This is a genomic window from Brevundimonas sp. FV1ye7S (genome assembly GCF_058680995.1).
The window spans coordinates 1572392-1589975 of record NZ_CM178726.1 but is presented as its reverse complement, the minus strand read 5'-3'; the positions used below and the strand labels follow the sequence as shown (position 1 = coordinate 1589975).

Below are 17584 nucleotides of genomic sequence, written 5' to 3'. Positions count from 1 at the left end.
GTCCCATGGTGGTTCTGACAACGGCGCTGGCGCTGGCGGGTTGCGAGGGAGCCCTGTCGACCGTCGATCCGGCCGGCCCCGCCGCTCGCACCATCGCCCAGATCTGGTGGGTCATGCTGGGCGGGGCCGTCGCCATCTTCGCCCTGGTGATGACCCTGGTCGCGCTGGCGTTCAGGACGCGAGGCCCCGTTGACGAAACGCGGCACGAGCGGCTGTGGGTGATCAAGCTGGGCATCGCCTTCCCGGTCATCGTGCTGCTGGCCCTTCTCGCCTATGGGCTGGCGGCGGGCGAGCGACTGCTTCCAAGGCAGGGGATGGATGTCGTCCGCGTCGGCGCCGAGGCCCGCCGGTCCGCCTGGGCGTTCAGCTACGCCGATGCGCCGGGGCGGAGAACGGACCATGTGCTTCACATTCCCGCCGGGCGGCCGGTCGATGTCGCGATCACATCCACGGACGTGATCCACAGCTTCTGGGCGCCGCGCCTGGCCGGCAAGATCGACGCCATTCCCGGCCATGTGAATGTCCTGCGCATCGAGGCCGACGTCCCCGGCGTCTATGCGGGCCGAAGCGCCGAGTTCAGCGGCGTCGGCTACGACGATTTCGCCTTCACCGTGGTCGCCCACGACCCCGCCTCCTGGGAGCGCTTCGTCCGAAGCGGCACGCCATGAACACGCTCCAGCGCCACCGCCGCCTGACCGAAATCTGGTCGTCCGAACCGGGCGCGCGCGGCCTGTTCTCGACCGTCAACCACACCGACGTCGGTCGGATGTTCCTGGCCGTGTCCTTCTTCTTCTTCCTGGTCGGCGGCGTGCTCGCCATGCTGATCCGGGCTCAACTGGCGACGCCCCATTCGGCCTTCGCGGGGCCGGAGATCTACAATCAGATCTTCACCATGCACGGGACCATCATGATGTTCCTGTTCGCCATCCCGACCTTCGAGGGACTGGCCATGTATCTGCTGCCCAAGATGCTGGGCACGCGCGACCTGGCCTTCCCCCGGCTCTCGGCCTACGGCTTCTGGTGCTATGTCTTCGGCGGCACGATGATGCTGGTGTCGATGGTGCTGGGCATCGCGCCGGACGGCGGGTGGTTCATGTATCCGCCGCTGACCGGGGCGATCTATTCGCCCGGGATCAACACCGATTTCTGGCTGATCGGCATCACCTTCGTCGAGATCTCGGCCATCGCGGCGGCGGTCGAGATCACCGTCTCGATCCTGAAATACCGTGCGCCCGGCATGTCGCTGGACAAGATGCCGATCTTCGCCTGGTACGCCCTGGTCACCGCCCTGATGATCCTGACCGGCTTTCCGCCGCTGATCCTGGGCTCGATCCTGCTGGAGTTGGAACGGGCGTTCGGACTGCCCTTCTTCCAGGCCGAGTTCGGCGGCGACAGCCTGTTGTGGCAGCACCTGTTCTGGCTGTTCGGCCACCCGGAGGTCTACATCATCTTCCTGCCGGCGGCGGGGGTGATCTCGACCATCCTGCCGGTCATGTGTCGCACGACCCTGCTCGGCTATGGCTGGATCGTGGCCTCGGCCACGGGACTGGCCTTCCTGTCGTTCGGCATCTGGGTCCACCACATGTTTACGACCGGCATCCCGCATATGGGGCTGGCCTTCTTCTCGGCGGCCTCGACCCTGGTCGCGGTGCCGACGGGCGTTCAGCTGTTCGCCTGGATCGGGACCATGTGGAAGGGCAGGCCCAGCCTGCGCATGCCGATGCTGCACCTGCTTGGCTTCTTCTTCACCTTCGTGATCGGGGGGCTGACCGGAGTCATGGTCGCTGTGGTTCCGTTCGACTGGCAGGCGCACGACACCGCCTTCATCACCGCCCACCTTCACTACGTCCTGTTCGGCGGCTTCGTCTTTCCGATCCTGGCCGGGCTCTACTACTGGATGCCCCACGTCAGCGGCCGTGCGCGGTTCTTCCGGCTGGGCGAGCTGGCCTTCGCCCTCGTCTTCATCGGCTTCCATGTCACCTTCCTGGCCATGCACTGGGTCGGTCTGCTGGGCCAGCGGCGGCGCATCTCGACCTATCTGCCGGAGGACGGCTGGACGACCGTCAACCTGATCTCGTCGATCGGCAGTTTCGTGCTGGCCATCGGCATCGCCATGGTGATCGTCGATCTGGTGCTCCACGCCTTCACCGCGCGACGCAGCCGTCGCGACCCCTGGCAGGCCGGAACCCTGGAGTGGGCGATGATGACGCCGCCGCCAGCGTATAATTTCGCCAGCCTGCCCCATGTCGACAGCCGTCAGCCGCTCGCCGACGATCCCGGGCTGACGCTCCGCCTTGCGCGCGGTGAAGGCTATCTCTCGGAACCCGAACAGGGGTGGCGCGAAAGCCTGACGGTCGAGGTCGCGACCGGCAAGCCGGACTTTCACATCATCTACCCGACCAACACCCGCCTGCCGATCCTGATGGCGGCCGTGACGGGGGTGTTCTTCGTCTCCCTGTTGCTGAAGTTCTACTGGACGGTTCCGCTGGCGGTGGTCGGGGTGACGATCCTGGCGTGGCGCTGGGCCTGGTCGCTGGGACGCACGACCGATCTGCCCCCTCGGTCGATCGGTCGCGACCTGATGCTGCCCAACGCCACCCAGGTCAGCCGTTCGCCCAGCTGGTGGGGGTCGGTCCTCCTGCTGACGGCCAATGCGACCTTCTTCGGCTCGCTGCTGTTCGGCTTCGCCTTCCTGTGGACGGTCGCCCCGTCCTGGCCGCCGCCCGCCTGGTTGACGTCGTCGGCGCCGGAGCTGGCGCTGGGCCTCATCGGGGCTGGGCTTGGCGTGGTGGCGATCCGACGCGCCGCGCGGGCCAATCGAAAGGGCCAGGACGCCCGGCCTTGGCTGGGCCTGACCTTCGCCGCCGCCCTGGGGGTTGCGGCGGCGGCGGGCGGGGTGGTCCTGCGGGCCCCGACGCCCGGCGACCACGCCTATGGAGCGACGCTCCTGGTGCTCGGATCCTACGCCCTTTTTCACGCCGTCCTGGCGGCCCTGATGGCCGCCTTCCTCACCGCCCGCGTCGTCAGGGGCTTCACCTCGCCCAGCCGTCAGGCCGAATTCCCGGTGGTGGCCCTTTGGGTCGACTACATGGCCGGCGCCTCGACGCTGATCCTCGTCGTCGCCCATCTTCCGGGATTGCTGGCGTGAGGGATATCCTGCGCATCCTGGTCGCGCCCCTGGTCTGGCTGGCCAGCTTCAGCGCGGTGTACGGCCTGCACGGGCTGATCTGCGGACACGGGATCGGCGGGTCGGTCTTCGGCCTGGTCTCCGTCCCGCGCCTGCTGATGGGGGGCGCCTATGGGCTGGCGGTGCTGCTGCAGGTGGGTCTGATCCTGGCCCTTCACGCCCCGCGCTTCAGTTCGCCCTCGCCGTTCGTGCGCTTCGTCAGTCGCGCCACAGCCTGGGTGGGACTGATCGCGGCGGTCTGGACGCTGTTGCCGACGGTGGTCACGACCTACTGCCTTTGACGAGCCGACAGCGAGCGATGACCACGTCTGCAGAGCGTCAACCTTGAGATCGTCGCCTGGCCTGATTTCAAACCGCGTGCGCCGTCATGCCGCGCGACACCATCCAAGCCTGGATGCGGTTCAATGTGGCGAACGTCTGGGGCGTGAGCCCCTCGCCTGTATTGATCACCTCGAGCAGCCAGGCGGCTTCCCGTTCGGAAGTGGGCGTGCAGGCGAGCAACTGGCTCTCGCATCGCTCAAGCCGCATCTCAAAATCGCGCTCGGCCGCGCAGCAGGCTTCGTAGGATGCAAATTCATCGGGCAGGAAGCCGTCGAACCGGCGAAGGATGTCCCATTCGGCGAACAGGTCGGCGAAGGTCGGCATGTGGCTCTCGGCCATGGGGGAATCTCCTCGCCGTCAGCCCCTGGCGACGGCGAAATCAACAAGAGTGAGTTAGGCCGGCGCGCCAGGCAGCAATCGATACCGGCGCACCAGATGAGCTTCATAGGCGCCGGCCAGAAGCACGATCAGCAAGGCGATCCAGGTCGCAAGCCTGACCGTGACGGCCGTCCAGTTATAGATGAAGGCGGGGCCCAGGGCGGCGAAATGGGTCAGGACGACGGCGACCTGAAGACCAGCGGCGAACAGAAGCCACCAGCGGTCCGCCCGCAACGCCAGGCCGATCAGGCCGATCGCGCAGGCGAGATCCACCAGGGCGACGCCCCAGCGGACATCGCCGAGCATCAGATGCTGCGCCAATGGGCTGAGCACCATGTCCGCCATCAGAAGCACGGCGGCCCAGCGGTCGGCGCGACCGCCCCAGACGACAGGGGCGGCCAGGGCGACCAGACTGATGATCAGCAGCCCCGCCTGGAGCATCAGGCGTCCAGCGCCAGCGCCGTCGCTCCGCCGGCGGGCTGATCCTTGCCCTCCAGCGGTCCGCCGGCTGTGACGATTATGCCGAGCGTGCGGGCGATGCGCGCCAGTCGATCGTGACTGGCCACGAGCCGGGACCGCCCCTCGACAAGCGCCCCGGCCGCCGCCTGGACGTCGACCAGGGCCTGGTGGCCCGCCTGGGCGGCGAACCGGGCGCCGGCGCGGTGGCGCGTCATGTCGTGGGTCAGAAGGCTGATTTCGGCAAGCGCCTGATCGAGCGCCTGTTCAGCGGTCTGAAGTCGTCTGGCGATTAAGTTGGCGAAGTCGGTCTTGTGATTCATGGCGAGGATCCCGGCTAAGAGGGCCGCCATGCGTCGAGCGTCGAGAAGATCGTCATCACCAAAGACGTCAGACCGCCCAGTACGAGCAGCCAGAGCGCCGTCGCGCCGACGATGACGCCCAGACGGATGAACCGGTTCGCCGGAGGCGGTCGCCAGAAGCGCGCCGCCCAGGGCCGGTCATCGATCGGGTTCCCCACGCCCGGCGAGACGGCCGGACGCAGTCGTTCTGGCAGCCGCTCGGCCAGTTCGGCATCGGTCATTCCGGCGCCTGGGTATTGAATGCCCAGCGCCTGGGCCGCCGCCCGCCGGTGACTGGTGCCGAGTTTGGCGTTGGCGCTTTGCAGATAGTTCGCCACGGTGCTGGGCGTGATGCCCAGCACGTCTGCAATCTCCTGATTTGACAGTCTCAGGCCGGCCAGTTGCACGCATTCGATCTCGCGCCGCGTCAGTCGCCCCATCGCCTAGCGTCCGATCCGCGAAAGGGCTCGCCGTCCGCAACGGACAGCGAGCCGAAGTCTAGACATCGATTTCCGCGCCGGTCTCTGCAGAAACCCGGGCCAGTTGCTGGATCAGGTCCAGAACGAGCTTCTGGTTTCGCACCGACAGCTCGGGCGCCCGCCGGGCGATCTCGGCCGTCTGTTTCGTGGGTGCGCCGCCCATGCGCGCCTCGGGTCCATCGGGCAGACCCAGACCCTCGAAGAAGTAGTTCAGATCCACGTTCAGGAATTCCGCAATCTCCCACAGGCGCGAGGCGGCGATCCGATTGCTCCCGCGCTCGTACTTCTGGATCTGCTGGAAGGTGACCCCGGCCGCCTGGGCCAGTTGAGCCTGACTGTAGCGCAACGCCTGGCGGCGTTCGGCGACACGCCGGCCCACGTGCAGGTCTACGGGATTGAGGTTATCGCCTTGGGGCGTCTTGATCGCGACTTTTGCCATGGCGAAAGCTAGCCTTGGTCCGACCCGAGTCGTCAAGCCGCCTGACGGCCTCGCCGACGTTTGCCGCCGATATGGAAGACGCCGACAGCCATCGCTTCGATGATGCGACAGGATGATGGCTTGTCGTGACAGGAAAAAGCTCCAGTACTTGCGCTCCGCCCGCAACGCGTCGGCCGTTCAGATTGAAACAAGCCCGATGATCATGAAGCCTGCGCGCCGCGCCGGCTCGCCCTGAAACCACACCAACCCTTCCCCTTGTCCCGGAGTTTCACCCTGACCCTCTCTCGTCGTCTCGTTCTCGCTGGAAGCCTCGCGGGAAGCTTCGTCGGCGCCGGTTGCGCCACGGCCCGCGCCCCCGCCTCCGCCGCCCGCGTGATCCGTCACGATCCGGCGCTGGACCACCTGATCGCCCCGGACGCCCGGCTGGAGACACTCGCCTCGGGCTTCACCTGGTCCGAAGGCCCGGTATGGATCGCTGACGGCGGCTATCTGCTGTTCAGCGACGTGCCCGAGAACCGGATTCATCGCTGGTCCGAGAAGGACGGCGTCTCGGTCTTCATGGAGCCGTCGGGCTATGACGGGCCGGACGCGTCTGTCTTTCGAGAGCCAGGGTCGAACGGACTGATCGCCGGCCCCCGCGGTTCGATCCTGATGGCCGATCATGGCGCCCGCGCCATTGCGCGCGTCGATCTGGCCACCCGCGCCAAGACCCTGCTGGCGACCCGCTATGGCGACGCCCGCTTCAGCTCGCCCAACGACCTGGTCCAGGCCTCCAACGGCGCGATCTTCTTCACCGATCCGCCCTATGGACTGAAGGACATGGACCGGTCGCCGCTGAAGGAGACGGCGTACAACGGCGTCTATCGGCTGGACCCCGACGGCGTCGTGACCCTGTTGGACGACAGTCTCAGCTTCCCCAACGGGATCGGCCTGTCGCCGGATCAGCGGACCCTCTATGTGGCGGTCTCCGATCCCGAACGCCCGTTATTGCTGGCCTATGATCTGAGCCGAACCGGGCAGGCGATGAAGCCGCGCGTGCTGATGGACTTCTCAGATCAGGTCGGGCCGTCCAATCCTGGCCTGCCGGATGGTATGGCCGTCGATCGCGCGGGCCATCTGTTCGCCACAGGTCCCGGCGGAGTACATGTGCTGACGCCCGAGGGGCGCAGCCTGGGCCGTATCGACACCGGCGGGGCTGCGGCGAACTGCACCTTCGGCGAAGACGGCCGGAGCCTGTTCATCACGGCCGGAGACCGGCTTCTGCGCCTGCGGACCTTGACCCTGGGCTGAGGGTCTGACGACCTCCATAGGGTCTCGACATCGCGGCTTCGCCAGACCATTGACGCCTATGCTTCAGCGACAAGCCTCACCCAGATCGACCGACGCGCAGCGGATCATCGAGGCGGCCATCGACCTGGTGATCGCTCAGGGTTTCCGCAAACTGACCCTGCGCGACCTGGCCCAGGCCGTCGGCAAGAGCACGACCGTCATCGTCAACCTGTTCGGCGCCAAGTCCGGCCTGGTCCTGGCGGTCGGTGAACATGCGCTGGAGGCGGACGCCGTTTTTCATCAGCGCTTCTTCGGCGCCGTGGCTGGTCTGCCGGCGAGCCGCGACACCCTGCTCGCCCTTGTTCTGCGCTATCTGAGGCTCCGCGCCGCGGCCGAAGCCGGCTTTGTTCGGGTCTGGGAGGCCCTGCTGCTGGACACGGACCTGGGCGAGGCGCGCCATGACCTGATGCGACGCTGGGAGGCGATGCGCGAGGCGGCCTGGCGGACCTATCTGGCGACCGTCCCCGGCGCCGCCGATTTCGCGGCGCCCCTGACCGCCTGTCTCGTCACCGAACAATTCTACGCCGGCGCCCTTCTGGGCCGCACCGACTATGAGGTCATCAGCGCCGAGGGCCTGGGCGCCCTGGTCGACCGAGCCCTGGGCCGAGACGACGGCCCCGCCCCGGCCACCTTCTGGTATCGCGAACATCTGGTTCTGCCCCAGGCGCCGGCTGCGGGACTGGAGGTCGATTCGATGCGGCTCAAACTGCTCGACATCGCGGCGGACCAGATCCTGGCCGGCGGCGTCGCCGGTGTGACCAATCGCTCGGTCAGCCTGGTGGCCGGCACCTCCACATCCACCATCGCCTATCATTGGCCGGACATGCGTCGCTTCGTCGTGGATGCGGTGTGGCACAGCGTGTTCCGCGACCTGCCCCATTATCTGGCGAGGCGGCGCCCCGACATGGACCCTTCCGCGGCCACGCTCGAGACCTGGGAAAGGCTCATGACGCCAACCGTCTCGATCGATCCTCAGGCCGAGGGATTCTACACCCGATACGCCCGCCTGATCGCCAGCATCTGTCTGGAGGCCCGCCGCGATCCGCCGCTTCAGGACCTCGCCATGGTGCTGCGCGGACCGGAGGGCGGCGGCACCTTCTACAACAGCGCCGGGGTCTGGCCGGCGCGTTTCGACCTGACCCGACTGGCCGCCACCCGGTTCGCGCTCTGGATCAAGGGCCAGGCCCTGGTCGCCTCGGCGACGGGGATTCCGCTGTCGGGCGCAACGCTCAAGACCGCCGCGACCCAGCTTGTGGCGCAGCAAGAGCCATAGAACGGGCGTTACTTCCAGCCTCTGGTTGCCAGGGCGCTGCCTGACAGAAAGTCTTCCTACAAGCGTCATAAAAGCTTAGCAGGGCGCGCCTAATGCCGAACCGTTGTCGAACAGTTGTTTTTCTGCGGGACGCCAGCGGCTCCAGCCTTCCTCCCCATCGCCAGGGGCCGCTCCCGTCAAATCGCCGAACCGAACAGCTGTTCGACAGCATCATCAACAGATCGGCCCGTGCGGCAGGGGGTGCCTGCGCGCGCCGCCCGCAATGGATCGTGCAATGCATCGTCTGCTCCTCGGCGTCTCGAGCGCCGCACTCGCCCTGGCCGCGGCCCTGCCCGCCGCCGCCCAGTCTTCCTCGGCTCCGTCGGCGACGGTCGAGGACATCGTCGTCACCGCCCAGCGTCGGGCCCAGGCCAGCCAGGACGTCGGCGCCTCGCTAAGCGTCGTCAACGGCCAGGACCTGGACGAAAAGAACATCACGGTCGTCAACGACCTCGAAAACGTAGTCCCCAACCTCGAAGTGGACAGCCAGTTCGGCGGCGGTCAGCCGCAGTTCCGTATCCGGGGCGTCGGCGCACGCGAATATTCCAGCAATAACGCCTCTACCGTCGGCATCTATGTGGATGAGGTCGCGCACCCTTATACGATCACCACCCAAGGCGCGCTGTTCGACGTCGCCCGCCTCGAAGTCCTTCGTGGCCCGCAAGGCACGCTCTACGGCAGCAACACCACGGGCGGCGCCGTCAACATCATCACCAACGCTCCCACCGTTGACCGCACGGGCGGCTTCACCGCTGAATACGGCTCCTACGACCGCTACAAGCTGGACGGCTACGCCTCGGGCCAGATCGCCGAGGGCCTGCTGGGCCGCCTGGCCTTCGTCACCGAACAGGGCGGGGCCTGGCAGTACAACCGCGACACCGGCCAGAAGCTGGGCGATCTCGACAAGACGGCAGTGCGTGGGCGCCTGACCTGGGACGCCACCGACGACGTCACCGTCGATCTCAGCGCCACCTATCAGGTCGACAAGTCCGACGGCCTCGGCTTCCGCCTCTTGGGCGACTACACGACTGCGGGCGGGGTCACCATTCCGGCCGACACCGCCTGGCGGATCACGGGCTGGTCCCTGTCGCCGCAACTGGCCGCCATCTCCGGACGCAGCGTCGGCGACAAGCCCGGCCGCGACAATGAGGGCCTGGACCTGAGCGCCAAGGTCGTCGCCGACCTCGGCTGGGCGGACCTGACCTCGATCACGGCCTACCAGTCCTTCACCCGCTCGGAATACAATGACTGGGACGGCACCAGCGCGCGCGAGTCCGACGTCTATTTCTACAACGACATCAAGGCGGCCTCTCAGGAACTGCGCCTCGCGTCGAACGATGACGGCCGTTTGAAGTGGATGACGGGCGTTCACTATTCGAACGAAAGCAACGACGGCGGCTTCTATACGGAGTTTCGTGGCATCACCGCCCTCATCCACACGCCCTACAAGCAGGACGTGGAATCGATCGGCGTCTTCACCAACAACAGCTTCCAGGCGACGGATCGCCTGAACCTGATCCTGGGTCTGCGTTACGAATACGAAGAGCGCAGCCTGACCAGCCCCGGCACCTACCGCCTCAGCGCGACGCCGGGCGCGGACGTCACCTATTCCACCGACATGTCCGAAGTGACCGGCCGGCTGGGGCTTGAGTACGCGCTCAGCGACAATTCGCTCTTCTATGCGAACGTCGCGCGCGGCGTGAAGTCCGGCGGTTTCACCACCTACAACGCCACCTCCGCCACCCCCTTCGCCCCCGAAGAACTGATCGCCTATGAGTCAGGCGTCAAATCCGACTTCTTCGGTCATTCGATGAGGCTGAACGGCGCGGCCTTCTACTACGATTACAAGAACCAGCAGGTGCAGACAGTCCTGTACGACCGTGTCTCCGGCCGGGTCGGCAAGATCGACAACGTGCCCAAGTCGCACATCTACGGCGCCGAGCTGGAGTTTGAGTGGACCCCGATCATCGGGCTCAGCATCAGCCAGAACATCAGCTACAAGCACGGCGAGTATGACGAGTACAACTCGGTCGACACGACGGCCACGGCTGCGGCCAACCCGACCAACGGCCCGTGGGACGTGATCATCTACACGGACCGCGCGGGCGAAAAACTGCCTTTCCCGAAGATGAACTACGGCGGCTCCATCGCCTATGACTGGCAGATGGCCGGTTTGGATCTGCGCGCCGAGACCAACTACAACTACCGCGATGATCTGTATTCGACGAGCTCGTCGTCGATCATTCCAGCCTACTGGCTGTGGAACGCCAACTTCACCGGCGGCCCCGCGAACGCCAACTGGCGGGTCGGCCTGTCGGTGCGCAACCTCTTCAACACCTATTACGAAGAGACGCGCAACGGCTTCAACGGATCGGCACGCCCGACCACTTCGCCGCAACCGGGCCGCACGGTCGCCGTCCGTCTGTCGATGGACTTCTAAGACCAGGACAGGGCGGATCGGCTTCAGGCCGGTCCGCCCGATCCGTTGCTCCCGTTGGAAAGCCCCCCATGCTGCTGAAGTCCGCCCCCCCGATGAACCGCCGCCTTCTGCTCGGCGGCTTCGTCGCCGCGCCCCTGGTCTTGCGGTTCGGCCGGGCTCAGGCCCAGGCGGGCGGGGCCTATGTCTTCCCGCTGGGCGTCGCCAGCGGCGATCCGGCCCCCGATGGTTTCGTCCTGTGGACGCGGCTGGCGGTCGATCCGGTGGCGCCGGACGGCCTGGGCGGCATGGGCGGCCCGGTCGCCGTGCGTTGGGACGTGGCGGCGGACGAGGCCTTCAACCGCATCGTCGCCTCGGGCGAGGCCGTGGCGGATCGCACCGACGCCCACAGCCTGCATATCGAGGTCGATGGTCTGCGCCCCGACCGGCCCTATTGGTACAGGTTCACCGCCCAGGGTCAGCAGAGCCCCGTCGGCCGCACCCGCACCGCCCCCGCCCCGAACGCCGACGTCGACCGCCTACGTCTGGCCGTCGCCTCCTGCTCGAACTGGGAGTCGGGCTATTTCAGCGCCTATGGCCATATGGCCGACGAGGCGCCGGACCTGACCCTGTTCCTGGGCGACTATATCTACGAATACACCCGCACGGGCGCACAGGCGGCCAATGTGGTGCGGCCCTACGGACTGGAAGAGGCGACGACCCTGGCGGGTTATCGCAACCGGTACGCCCTGCACCGGACGGACGCGAACCTGCAACGGCTGCACGCCGTCGCCCCCTGTCTGGCGGTGTGGGACGACCACGAGATTCAGGACGACTATTCCGGCGTCTGGTCCAAGACGCCCGGCGTCATGCCCAATGATTTCCTGCTGCGCCGCGCCGCTGGCTACAAGGCCTTCTACGAGGCCATGCCCATTCGCCGCACGCGGCTGGACGCCCGGCTGCAGATGCCGATCTATCGCGGCGTCCGCTATGGCCGGCTGGCCCAGTTCTTCATGCTGGACGGCCGGCAGTACCGCTCGAAACAGGCCTGCGCCGACGGCGTCAACGGCGGCAAGGGCCAGGTGGTCACCGACGCCGCCTGCCCCGACCGGCTGGACCCGGCCCGCACCTTCCTGGGCTTCGAACAGGAACGCTGGCTGTACGACGGCCTGGCCCGGTCGCAGGCGCGCTGGAACATCCTGGGCCAGGATCTGGTGATGGCGGGGCTGAGGTTCGGAAACGGCGACGCCGAGACCCGCTACTGGACCGACACCTGGGACGGCTATCCCGTCGCCCGCGACCGGATGACCGACGCCCTGGCGACGCTGAAGCCCCGCAATCCGGTGGTGCTGAGCGGCGACTACCACTCGTTCTGGACCAATGACGTCAAGCGGGTCAGCGCCGATCCGTCATCGGCGACGGTGGCGACCGAATTCGTCGGCACCTCGATCTCGTCGTCCGGCCCGCCCTATGACGCCCTGATGGCGAACATGCCGAACAACCCGCAGATCAAATTCTTCGACAGCCGGGTGCGGGGCTATATGTCCATCGACATGGACCGCGATCGGATGAACACCCGTTATCGCGCCATCTCCGACGTGCGCGATCCCCATGCGGCGGTCTCGACCCTGAACAGCTGGGTGGTCGAGGACGGCCGTCCCGGCGCCGTCGCCGCCTGATTTCCCCACAGTCTGATAAGCGTAGTCTAAATGCCCCTTTTTTCCTCGGCCGGTCGCGGCCTAGCGGTCCTGTGTCTGGCCCTGAGCGGCTGCGCCGCGACGCCTGACACGGCGCCAGTGCTCTGGACCGGGTTCCAGGATCATCCCCACGGTTATCTGTCCGCAGACGCGGCGCCGAACGCCGCCCGGTTCCTGCCGCCGCCGCCCGCCGCCGGATCCCTGCGTGAACAGGCCGATATCGAGACCTATCGCTCGACCCGCGCTCTCGAGGGCAGTGCGCGCTGGGCGATGGCCCAGGCGGACAATGAGATCGAGACCCCCTCGGCCCCGCGTGTCTTCGCCCCGGCCCTGGGCGTGACCTTCGACCCCGAGCGCGTGCCGACCCTGACCCGTCTGCTGGGCCGGATGCTGGGCGACCTGGAAACGATCCAGACCCCGGTCAAGAAGGGCGTCCGCCGCCCCCGGCCCTTCGTCGCCGAACCGGCGGCCACCTGTATCGCGCCCCAGCCCTGGCTGACGGCCAGCGGCTCCTATCCGTCAGGCCACGCCGCCCTGGGCTGGGCCTGGGCCCTGGTCCTGTCGGAAATGGCGCCGGACAAGGCTGACGAGATCCTGGCGCGCGGCCTGGCCTATGGCGACAGCCGGGTGATCTGCGGCGTCCACTACCCCAGCGACGTCGAGGCCGGCCGGATCGTCGGCGCCGCCCTGGTGGCCAGCCTGAAGGCCGACCCTGACTTCCAGGCGGATTTCATCCAGGCCCAGCGCGAACTCCAGACCCTGCGCGCCGCCCGGCCCTGATCCGGCTTCAGGTCGAGGGCGCCAGCGCGCCCTCGACGCTGATCGTCGCATCGGCGTTTTCGACGACGTTCAGCGTCGTGGCCTCGACCTTGCGGTCATGCAGGGCCGCCAGCCAGCCGAAGGCCGCCGCGCTGGAGACATTGGTCAGGCTGAAGCCCAGGCCGCCGTCCGGCGACATGCCCATGACCGGCGTCACCCCGGTGATCGAACCGACCTCGGCGACCACCGCCGCGACATCGACGTCGCTGCTGGCGGCGTCGGTCCGCACCATACGACCCGTCGCCGTCTGAACCAGGGCCAGATCGGCCTCGGCCACGGCTCGCGCCTCGGCCGCATCGGCCCGCCAGGCCCAGGCAGGACGAACGATCAGCAGCCAGACCAGAACGGCGGCGATCGCCAGGCCCATCACCGTCAGCATCCGCTGCTCGCGCAGGGTGCGGCCGTCCCACCAGGCGGCGGCTTGAGACATCAGGCCGTTCATGCGGCGCCTCCCACGATGATTTCACTGACCACCCGCCCGCCGTCCTCGACGGTCGAGGCGTCGGACATGGACAGGCCCGAGGCGGCCAGGGCGGTCCTCAAGGTCTCCATATCCGAAAAGGCCGGATAGCTGACGGTCGCGCGCACCCCCTGGCCGGGATCGGCGCTCAGACTGTCCAGTTCCGCGCCCTCGACCTGTTCCACGGCGGCGAACAGGGCGGCGCTGACCGAGGCCAGGCCGCCCGGCGGCGGGGCCACGGCGATCTGGCGACGCGCCGCCTCCATCGGATCGCTGGCGCGGGCGGCGTCGGGCAGGGTTTCGGTGATCAGGGCCAGGGTCCGGCGCTCGGCCCGGTCGGCGGCGACCTGATCGCGCGCGCCGGCGGCGAGGGTCAGGATCAGGGGCGACACCACCAGAGCCGCCGCCAAACCGGCCGCCAGCCGCCAGCCGCCCGCCCGAACCTCGCGTTTGCGCTCCAGGCCCGACAACAGATCGACGGCCGGCGCCGCCGCTGCGGCCGCCAGCAGCCGCTCCAGCGTCTCGGGATCGTCCATGCGGATCAGGGGGCGCCCGCCCGCCACCGCCTCGACCAGATCGGACTGGACCGTGGCCGCGAAATGCGCGCCGCGCAGCCCCATGTCGGCCCCGAAGACGGCGGCGCTCAGAGCGTCGTCGGCCGGCGCTGGCAGGATCAGACAGTCGGGCACTATGGCGACAGGGGTCACGCCCAGAGCGGCGAGATAGTCGATCCACGCCTCCAGCAGACCCGCGCCCACGGCGGCGACCAGACGCGGCCCCTCGCCCGCGGCCGGCCCCAGGGCCACGACCGTACGCTCGGGATCGCCGGCCAGATCGTCCTTCAACGCCCAGCGCGCCGCCGCCCGCACCTGGGCCGTCCCGCCGACCGGCAGGTCCAGCCACCGCACCAGGACATCGGCGCCGGGAGCGACCGCCACCGTGCGGACATCGAGCGTCGCGGCCGAGTCTTCCAGCAACAGGGAGCCGCGTTGGAGCACGCGTCCCCCGGCGTCGAACGTCAGGAAGGGCGCCGGCATCGAGGCCGCCGGGGGGATGATGACGATACGGGTCTGGCTCATTCTTCAGGGGTCCAGCGGCGAATGACAGTACGCACGCCGCCGTCCGGCGCGGCGTGAATCAGGGCGGTGCGGACGGCGTGGGCGCCGCCATAGTCGATATCGACCCGAAGATCGAAATAGCGCGTCGACAGCGAGACTTGCCCGCGCGTCTCATCATCGGGCGTGAAACCCTTGAGCGCCGGCTGGCTCCAGAAGGCGTCGACGCTGGACCAGCCCAGCGCCGGGCGGGCTGCGATGGCGGCGCGCGCGCCCTGAAGCCCCAGGGCGCCGCGCGTCAGCATGACCAGAAGGGGCGCCTCGGCCGGGCTCAGGGTGTTGATGTTCAGCGTCGTCTGGGTGGTCGCCGGCAGGGCGCAGACATAGGGGCGCAGCCGCCGATACAGGGCGTCGTCCATATTGGCGACCGCCCGCATCTCGCTGACGTCCGCCAGGATGACGCCGCCGGTGCGATACGGCGTGGACAGGCCGGCGTAACGGGCATCCTCGGCCCCGCCGGGTGAAGCCTCGGCGTCATTGTCCATCCAGTCGGTCAGGGCGGCGGCCGCAGCGGCCATCCGGGCGCGCGACAAGCCGAGGGCGGCGCCCAGGGCGACGAACTGGGTCGTGGCTTCGGGGCGGGGAAACAGGTCCTCGTTCTGGCCGAAGACCAGGCTGTTCAGGTTGAAACAGGCCTGGCCGTCCGTGACGACGGCGCGGATCGCGCCCTCCTCCACCGGAAACTCCAGCACACGGCCGTTCCAGCGCGGCTCCAGCGGGGTGCGGGCGGGATCGATCTTGACCAGGTCGGCGATCTGGCGCCGCGCCAGGCTTTCGGCGCCGGCGGCGTACCACTGGGCCTGGGCCTGGGTCTCGGCGTTGGTGGTGCGGCGCACCGAGAAGCGCACATCGTCCAGAATGGCGACCGCCACGACCGCCATCACCGCCACCAGAAGCAGGACGGTCAACAGGGCCATGCCCTCGCGCGATCCCCGCAGCCGTCTCATGCGGCGGCGACCAGGAACAGTTGATCCAGGCGGCCGAAACCGTCCAGGGTCATGACGATCCGCACCGCGTCCGGCAGCGGCCGGTCGCTGGTCGAGATGAAGGCCGGCGCCTCGGACCCGTTCTGGATGAAGGTGACGGTCGCATCCTTGACGCCGCGGTACAACACCTGGGGCGGCCCCGCGCGGGCGCCGTCCAGATAGGGAGAGACGCGCCGCTCCAGCCGCCCCTCGACCACCCGGTATTCGACCCTTTGCAGCGACGGGCGCGGCGCCGCGCCCGGATTGGACCACCCGTTGCGAACCAGGACCAGAATAGGATCGCCGGGCGTCTCCTGCCCCATCAGGGCGCGCGGCAGGGGCCGGCCGGTCGGGCCGCGCGTGCGACGCGGCGACGCCTGGGCCAGATCGGCCTTCAGCAGGGCGCGCGTCCGTTGCAGATCGCCGATGCGGTCGGTCTCGGCGCGGATGGCGAATTTGGCGTCGATGGTCTGGCTCAGCACCAGGGCGCCGGCCCCGGCCAGCAGGGCGAAGATGGCCAGCGAGACCAGGACCTCGACCAGGGTGAACCCCGCCCGCCCCTCCCGTGACTTCGTGCGCGGCGCCCTCATGCCCCGGCCGCCCGGAACAGGACGCGGTCGGCCACCTGGCCCTCGTCGGTGAAGACCCGCACGTCAATCCGGCCCATGCCTGCGACTTCGGTCCCGGTGACGACGCGACGCCAGCGCCAGACGCGGCCGGCCATCTGGGTTTCGCCGCTGACTTCGCCCACCGGCAGGCTGGGCGCGATCATGGCCTCGGCCGCGACATTCTCGGCCACCAGACCGCCCAGGGTGCGCGCCTCGACGCGCACGGCGGAGCGGGTGCTCTCGCCTGACAGGTTCAACAGGGCCATGGCCGCCAGGGCGAACACCGCCAGGGCCACCAGCATTTCGATCAGCGTAAACCCGGCGCGGACCTGTCGAGCCCTGCCGCCGGCCGGACGACCACGCGCCGCTGGAGCGGAATCAATCATGGATCGACACCTCGCCCGCGCCGTCGACCGTGACGGTGCGGGACTGGTTGTCGCGGGTCAGGCGGACGCGGGCAGGGTCGGCCACGCCGGTGGGATCGAAGACGATGCGTACAGGATCCGCCGGCGCCGCGACGCCCTCGCCCCAGGTGCGGGCGATGAAGACGCCGTTCAGCGGCGTCCAGACGGCGCCGTCGAAACTGGAAAAGGCGTAGCCGGCGGTGTCCGCATCCGCCGCCACCGGCCGATTGGTCAGGATCGCCTCCTCGCGGGCGCGCGACAGCCGGGCGGCGAACTGCTCCGCCTCCAGACCCACGGCGGGGCGGGGATCGGGCAAGGACAGGGCGACCGCCCCGGCCGCCAATCCGATGACGGCCACCGTGACCATCAGCTCGACCAGGGTGAATCCAGAACGGCGACGCTGAAGCCTAGCCCTGCCAGTTGCCGAGGTCCGCGTCATTGCCCTCGCCCCCTTCCTTGCCGTCCGCCCCCAGGGAGAAGACGTCGAACTGCTGGCCGTGCGCGCTCTGGCGACGATAGCGGTAGGGGTTGCCCCACGGATCTTCGGGCAGGCGACGCACATAGCCGCCCTGGCGATAGCGTTCCGGCTGGGCCAGGCCGGCCGGCGCGGACACCAGGGCCTCGAGCCCCTGCTGGTCGGTGGGGAAGTTCAGATTGTCCAGGCGATAGGTCTCGATCGCCTGCTCCAGAACCGAGATGTCCGCCTTGGCCTTGCCGACCATGGCCCGGTCCTGGCTGGGCAGGACATTCAGCGCCACCACGGTCGCCAGCAGGCCGATGATGACGATGACCACCATCAGTTCGACCAGGGTGAAACCCTGACGCTTCTTACGCTTGTTCTGATTTTCTGACGTCATC

At 68.3% G+C, this 17584-nt stretch carries 20 protein-coding genes; 8 read left to right on the top strand and 12 right to left on the bottom strand.

Features of this window, described 5'->3' with window-relative positions; translation table 11 throughout:
- Positions 1-5 precede the first annotated feature (5 nt).
- The 3 genes from ACW18C_RS07570 to ACW18C_RS07560 are packed head-to-tail and all read left to right on the top strand — an operon-like array spanning position 6 to position 3468.
- Positions 6-668: a cytochrome c oxidase subunit II gene (locus tag ACW18C_RS07570; RefSeq protein ID WP_492073803.1), complete on the top strand. Its 663-nt coding sequence runs from the start codon at positions 6-8 to the stop codon at positions 666-668.
- The gene (gene ctaD, locus ACW18C_RS07565) at positions 665-3148 is read left to right on the top strand and encodes a cytochrome c oxidase subunit I (RefSeq protein ID WP_492073802.1); all 2484 of its coding nucleotides are present in this window, start codon (positions 665-667) and stop codon (positions 3146-3148) included. The genes ACW18C_RS07570 and ctaD overlap by 4 nt, the downstream gene beginning before the upstream one ends.
- Complete coding sequence (locus ACW18C_RS07560; protein WP_492073801.1) at positions 3145-3468, top strand: hypothetical protein; 324 nt, start codon at positions 3145-3147, stop codon at positions 3466-3468. Before ctaD ends, ACW18C_RS07560 begins: the two co-directional genes overlap by 4 nt.
- A 67-nt stretch (positions 3469-3535) precedes the next feature.
- On the opposite strand, the gene ACW18C_RS07555 is transcribed toward ACW18C_RS07560, so the two are convergent.
- Genes ACW18C_RS07555 through ACW18C_RS07535 form a run of 5 tightly spaced genes read right to left on the bottom strand, consistent with a single transcriptional unit; the run spans position 3536 to position 5601 of the window.
- The gene (locus tag ACW18C_RS07555) at positions 3536-3847 is read right to left on the bottom strand and encodes a hypothetical protein (protein ID WP_492073799.1); all 312 of its coding nucleotides are present in this window, start codon (positions 3845-3847) and stop codon (positions 3536-3538) included.
- Between the two features lie 54 nt (positions 3848-3901).
- Positions 3902-4327 carry a hypothetical protein gene (locus tag ACW18C_RS07550; RefSeq protein WP_492073798.1) on the bottom strand — a complete coding sequence of 142 codons (426 nt, stop codon included), beginning with the start codon at positions 4325-4327 and terminating at the stop codon, positions 3902-3904.
- Positions 4327-4665 (bottom strand): hypothetical protein, encoded by a 339-nt coding sequence (locus ACW18C_RS07545; protein ID WP_008260189.1) that lies wholly within the window; start codon positions 4663-4665, stop codon positions 4327-4329. Before ACW18C_RS07545 ends, ACW18C_RS07550 begins: the two co-directional genes overlap by 1 nt.
- Positions 4666-4679: 14 nt before the next feature.
- On the bottom strand, positions 4680-5123 hold the full coding sequence (locus ACW18C_RS07540) for a response regulator transcription factor (RefSeq protein WP_035306612.1): 444 nt from the start codon (positions 5121-5123) through the stop codon (positions 4680-4682).
- Positions 5124-5181: 58 nt separating this feature from the next.
- Positions 5182-5601 carry a helix-turn-helix domain-containing protein gene (locus ACW18C_RS07535; protein ID WP_008261975.1) on the bottom strand — a complete coding sequence of 140 codons (420 nt, stop codon included), beginning with the start codon at positions 5599-5601 and terminating at the stop codon, positions 5182-5184.
- A 255-nt stretch (positions 5602-5856) separates the two neighbouring features.
- Between ACW18C_RS07535 and ACW18C_RS07530 the strand changes: the two genes are divergently transcribed.
- The 5 genes from ACW18C_RS07530 to ACW18C_RS07510 all read left to right on the top strand — a co-directional run bounded on the left by ACW18C_RS07530 (position 5857) and on the right by ACW18C_RS07510 (position 13135).
- Positions 5857-6891 (top strand): SMP-30/gluconolactonase/LRE family protein, encoded by a 1035-nt coding sequence (locus ACW18C_RS07530; protein ID WP_492073796.1) that lies wholly within the window; start codon positions 5857-5859, stop codon positions 6889-6891.
- Positions 6892-6949: 58 nt separating this feature from the next.
- A complete protein-coding gene (locus tag ACW18C_RS07525; RefSeq protein ID WP_492073795.1) occupies positions 6950-8203 on the top strand; it encodes a TetR/AcrR family transcriptional regulator in 1254 nt (417 codons plus the stop codon).
- A gap of 274 nt (positions 8204-8477) precedes the next feature.
- Positions 8478-10682 carry a TonB-dependent receptor gene (locus tag ACW18C_RS07520; RefSeq protein ID WP_492073793.1) on the top strand — a complete coding sequence of 735 codons (2205 nt, stop codon included), beginning with the start codon at positions 8478-8480 and terminating at the stop codon, positions 10680-10682.
- A 68-nt stretch (positions 10683-10750) separates the two neighbouring features.
- Positions 10751-12337, top strand: coding sequence for an alkaline phosphatase D family protein (locus ACW18C_RS07515; protein ID WP_492073791.1), 1587 nt, complete (start codon positions 10751-10753; stop codon positions 12335-12337).
- A 30-nt stretch (positions 12338-12367) separates the two neighbouring features.
- Complete coding sequence (locus tag ACW18C_RS07510; protein ID WP_492073789.1) at positions 12368-13135, top strand: acid phosphatase; 768 nt, start codon at positions 12368-12370, stop codon at positions 13133-13135.
- A gap of 7 nt (positions 13136-13142) precedes the next feature.
- Here ACW18C_RS07510 and ACW18C_RS07505 read toward each other — a convergent pair whose 3' ends face one another.
- From ACW18C_RS07505 to gspG, 7 genes are read right to left on the bottom strand one after another with little or no spacing between them, the layout of a single operon-like run.
- Positions 13143-13616, bottom strand: coding sequence for a type II secretion system protein M (locus tag ACW18C_RS07505; protein ID WP_426025286.1), 474 nt, complete (start codon positions 13614-13616; stop codon positions 13143-13145).
- Positions 13613-14713 carry a type II secretion system protein GspL gene (gene gspL / locus ACW18C_RS07500; RefSeq protein ID WP_492073787.1) on the bottom strand — a complete coding sequence of 367 codons (1101 nt, stop codon included), beginning with the start codon at positions 14711-14713 and terminating at the stop codon, positions 13613-13615. The genes ACW18C_RS07505 and gspL overlap by 4 nt, the downstream gene beginning before the upstream one ends.
- Complete coding sequence (gene gspK / locus ACW18C_RS07495) at positions 14710-15666, bottom strand: type II secretion system minor pseudopilin GspK (RefSeq protein ID WP_492073786.1); 957 nt, start codon at positions 15664-15666, stop codon at positions 14710-14712. The genes gspL and gspK overlap by 4 nt, the downstream gene beginning before the upstream one ends.
- A 26-nt stretch (positions 15667-15692) precedes the next feature.
- A complete protein-coding gene (gspJ, locus tag ACW18C_RS07490; protein WP_372704637.1) occupies positions 15693-16304 on the bottom strand; it encodes a type II secretion system minor pseudopilin GspJ in 612 nt (203 codons plus the stop codon).
- Positions 16301-16708: a type II secretion system minor pseudopilin GspI gene (gspI, locus tag ACW18C_RS07485; protein ID WP_492073785.1), complete on the bottom strand. Its 408-nt coding sequence runs from the start codon at positions 16706-16708 to the stop codon at positions 16301-16303. The genes gspJ and gspI overlap by 4 nt, the downstream gene beginning before the upstream one ends.
- Complete coding sequence (locus ACW18C_RS07480; RefSeq protein WP_081836253.1) at positions 16701-17165, bottom strand: GspH/FimT family pseudopilin; 465 nt, start codon at positions 17163-17165, stop codon at positions 16701-16703. Before ACW18C_RS07480 ends, gspI begins: the two co-directional genes overlap by 8 nt.
- Positions 17134-17583, bottom strand: coding sequence for a type II secretion system major pseudopilin GspG (gene gspG / locus ACW18C_RS07475; RefSeq protein WP_008263479.1), 450 nt, complete (start codon positions 17581-17583; stop codon positions 17134-17136). Before gspG ends, ACW18C_RS07480 begins: the two co-directional genes overlap by 32 nt.
- Between the last annotated feature and the right edge of the window lies 1 nt (position 17584).

What these genes read in the sequence shown, in the direction of transcription:
- ACW18C_RS07570 (WP_492073803.1), top strand. Translation starts at nt 6, where the DNA reads ATGGTGGTTCTGACAACGGCGCTGGCGCTGGCGGGTTGCGAGGGAGCC.
- ctaD (WP_492073802.1), top strand. Translation starts at nt 665, where the DNA reads ATGAACACGCTCCAGCGCCACCGCCGCCTGACCGAAATCTGGTCGTCC.
- ACW18C_RS07555 (WP_492073799.1), bottom strand. Translation starts at nt 3,847, where the DNA reads ATGGCCGAGAGCCACATGCCGACCTTCGCCGACCTGTTCGCCGAATGG.
- ACW18C_RS07550 (WP_492073798.1), bottom strand. Translation starts at nt 4,327, where the DNA reads ATGCTCCAGGCGGGGCTGCTGATCATCAGTCTGGTCGCCCTGGCCGCC.
- ACW18C_RS07545 (WP_008260189.1), bottom strand. Translation starts at nt 4,665, where the DNA reads ATGAATCACAAGACCGACTTCGCCAACTTAATCGCCAGACGACTTCAG.
- ACW18C_RS07540 (WP_035306612.1), bottom strand. Translation starts at nt 5,123, where the DNA reads ATGGGGCGACTGACGCGGCGCGAGATCGAATGCGTGCAACTGGCCGGC.
- ACW18C_RS07535 (WP_008261975.1), bottom strand. Translation starts at nt 5,601, where the DNA reads ATGGCAAAAGTCGCGATCAAGACGCCCCAAGGCGATAACCTCAATCCC.
- ACW18C_RS07525 (WP_492073795.1), top strand. Translation starts at nt 6,950, where the DNA reads ATGCTTCAGCGACAAGCCTCACCCAGATCGACCGACGCGCAGCGGATC.
- ACW18C_RS07520 (WP_492073793.1), top strand. Translation starts at nt 8,478, where the DNA reads ATGCATCGTCTGCTCCTCGGCGTCTCGAGCGCCGCACTCGCCCTGGCC.
- ACW18C_RS07515 (WP_492073791.1), top strand. Translation starts at nt 10,751, where the DNA reads ATGCTGCTGAAGTCCGCCCCCCCGATGAACCGCCGCCTTCTGCTCGGC.
- ACW18C_RS07510 (WP_492073789.1), top strand. Translation starts at nt 12,368, where the DNA reads ATGCCCCTTTTTTCCTCGGCCGGTCGCGGCCTAGCGGTCCTGTGTCTG.
- ACW18C_RS07505 (WP_426025286.1), bottom strand. Translation starts at nt 13,616, where the DNA reads ATGAACGGCCTGATGTCTCAAGCCGCCGCCTGGTGGGACGGCCGCACC.
- gspL (WP_492073787.1), bottom strand. Translation starts at nt 14,713, where the DNA reads ATGAGCCAGACCCGTATCGTCATCATCCCCCCGGCGGCCTCGATGCCG.
- gspK (WP_492073786.1), bottom strand. Translation starts at nt 15,666, where the DNA reads ATGGCCCTGTTGACCGTCCTGCTTCTGGTGGCGGTGATGGCGGTCGTG.
- gspJ (WP_372704637.1), bottom strand. Translation starts at nt 16,304, where the DNA reads ATGAGGGCGCCGCGCACGAAGTCACGGGAGGGGCGGGCGGGGTTCACC.
- gspI (WP_492073785.1), bottom strand. Translation starts at nt 16,708, where the DNA reads ATGATTGATTCCGCTCCAGCGGCGCGTGGTCGTCCGGCCGGCGGCAGG.
- ACW18C_RS07480 (WP_081836253.1), bottom strand. Translation starts at nt 17,165, where the DNA reads ATGACGCGGACCTCGGCAACTGGCAGGGCTAGGCTTCAGCGTCGCCGT.
- gspG (WP_008263479.1), bottom strand. Translation starts at nt 17,583, where the DNA reads ATGACGTCAGAAAATCAGAACAAGCGTAAGAAGCGTCAGGGTTTCACC.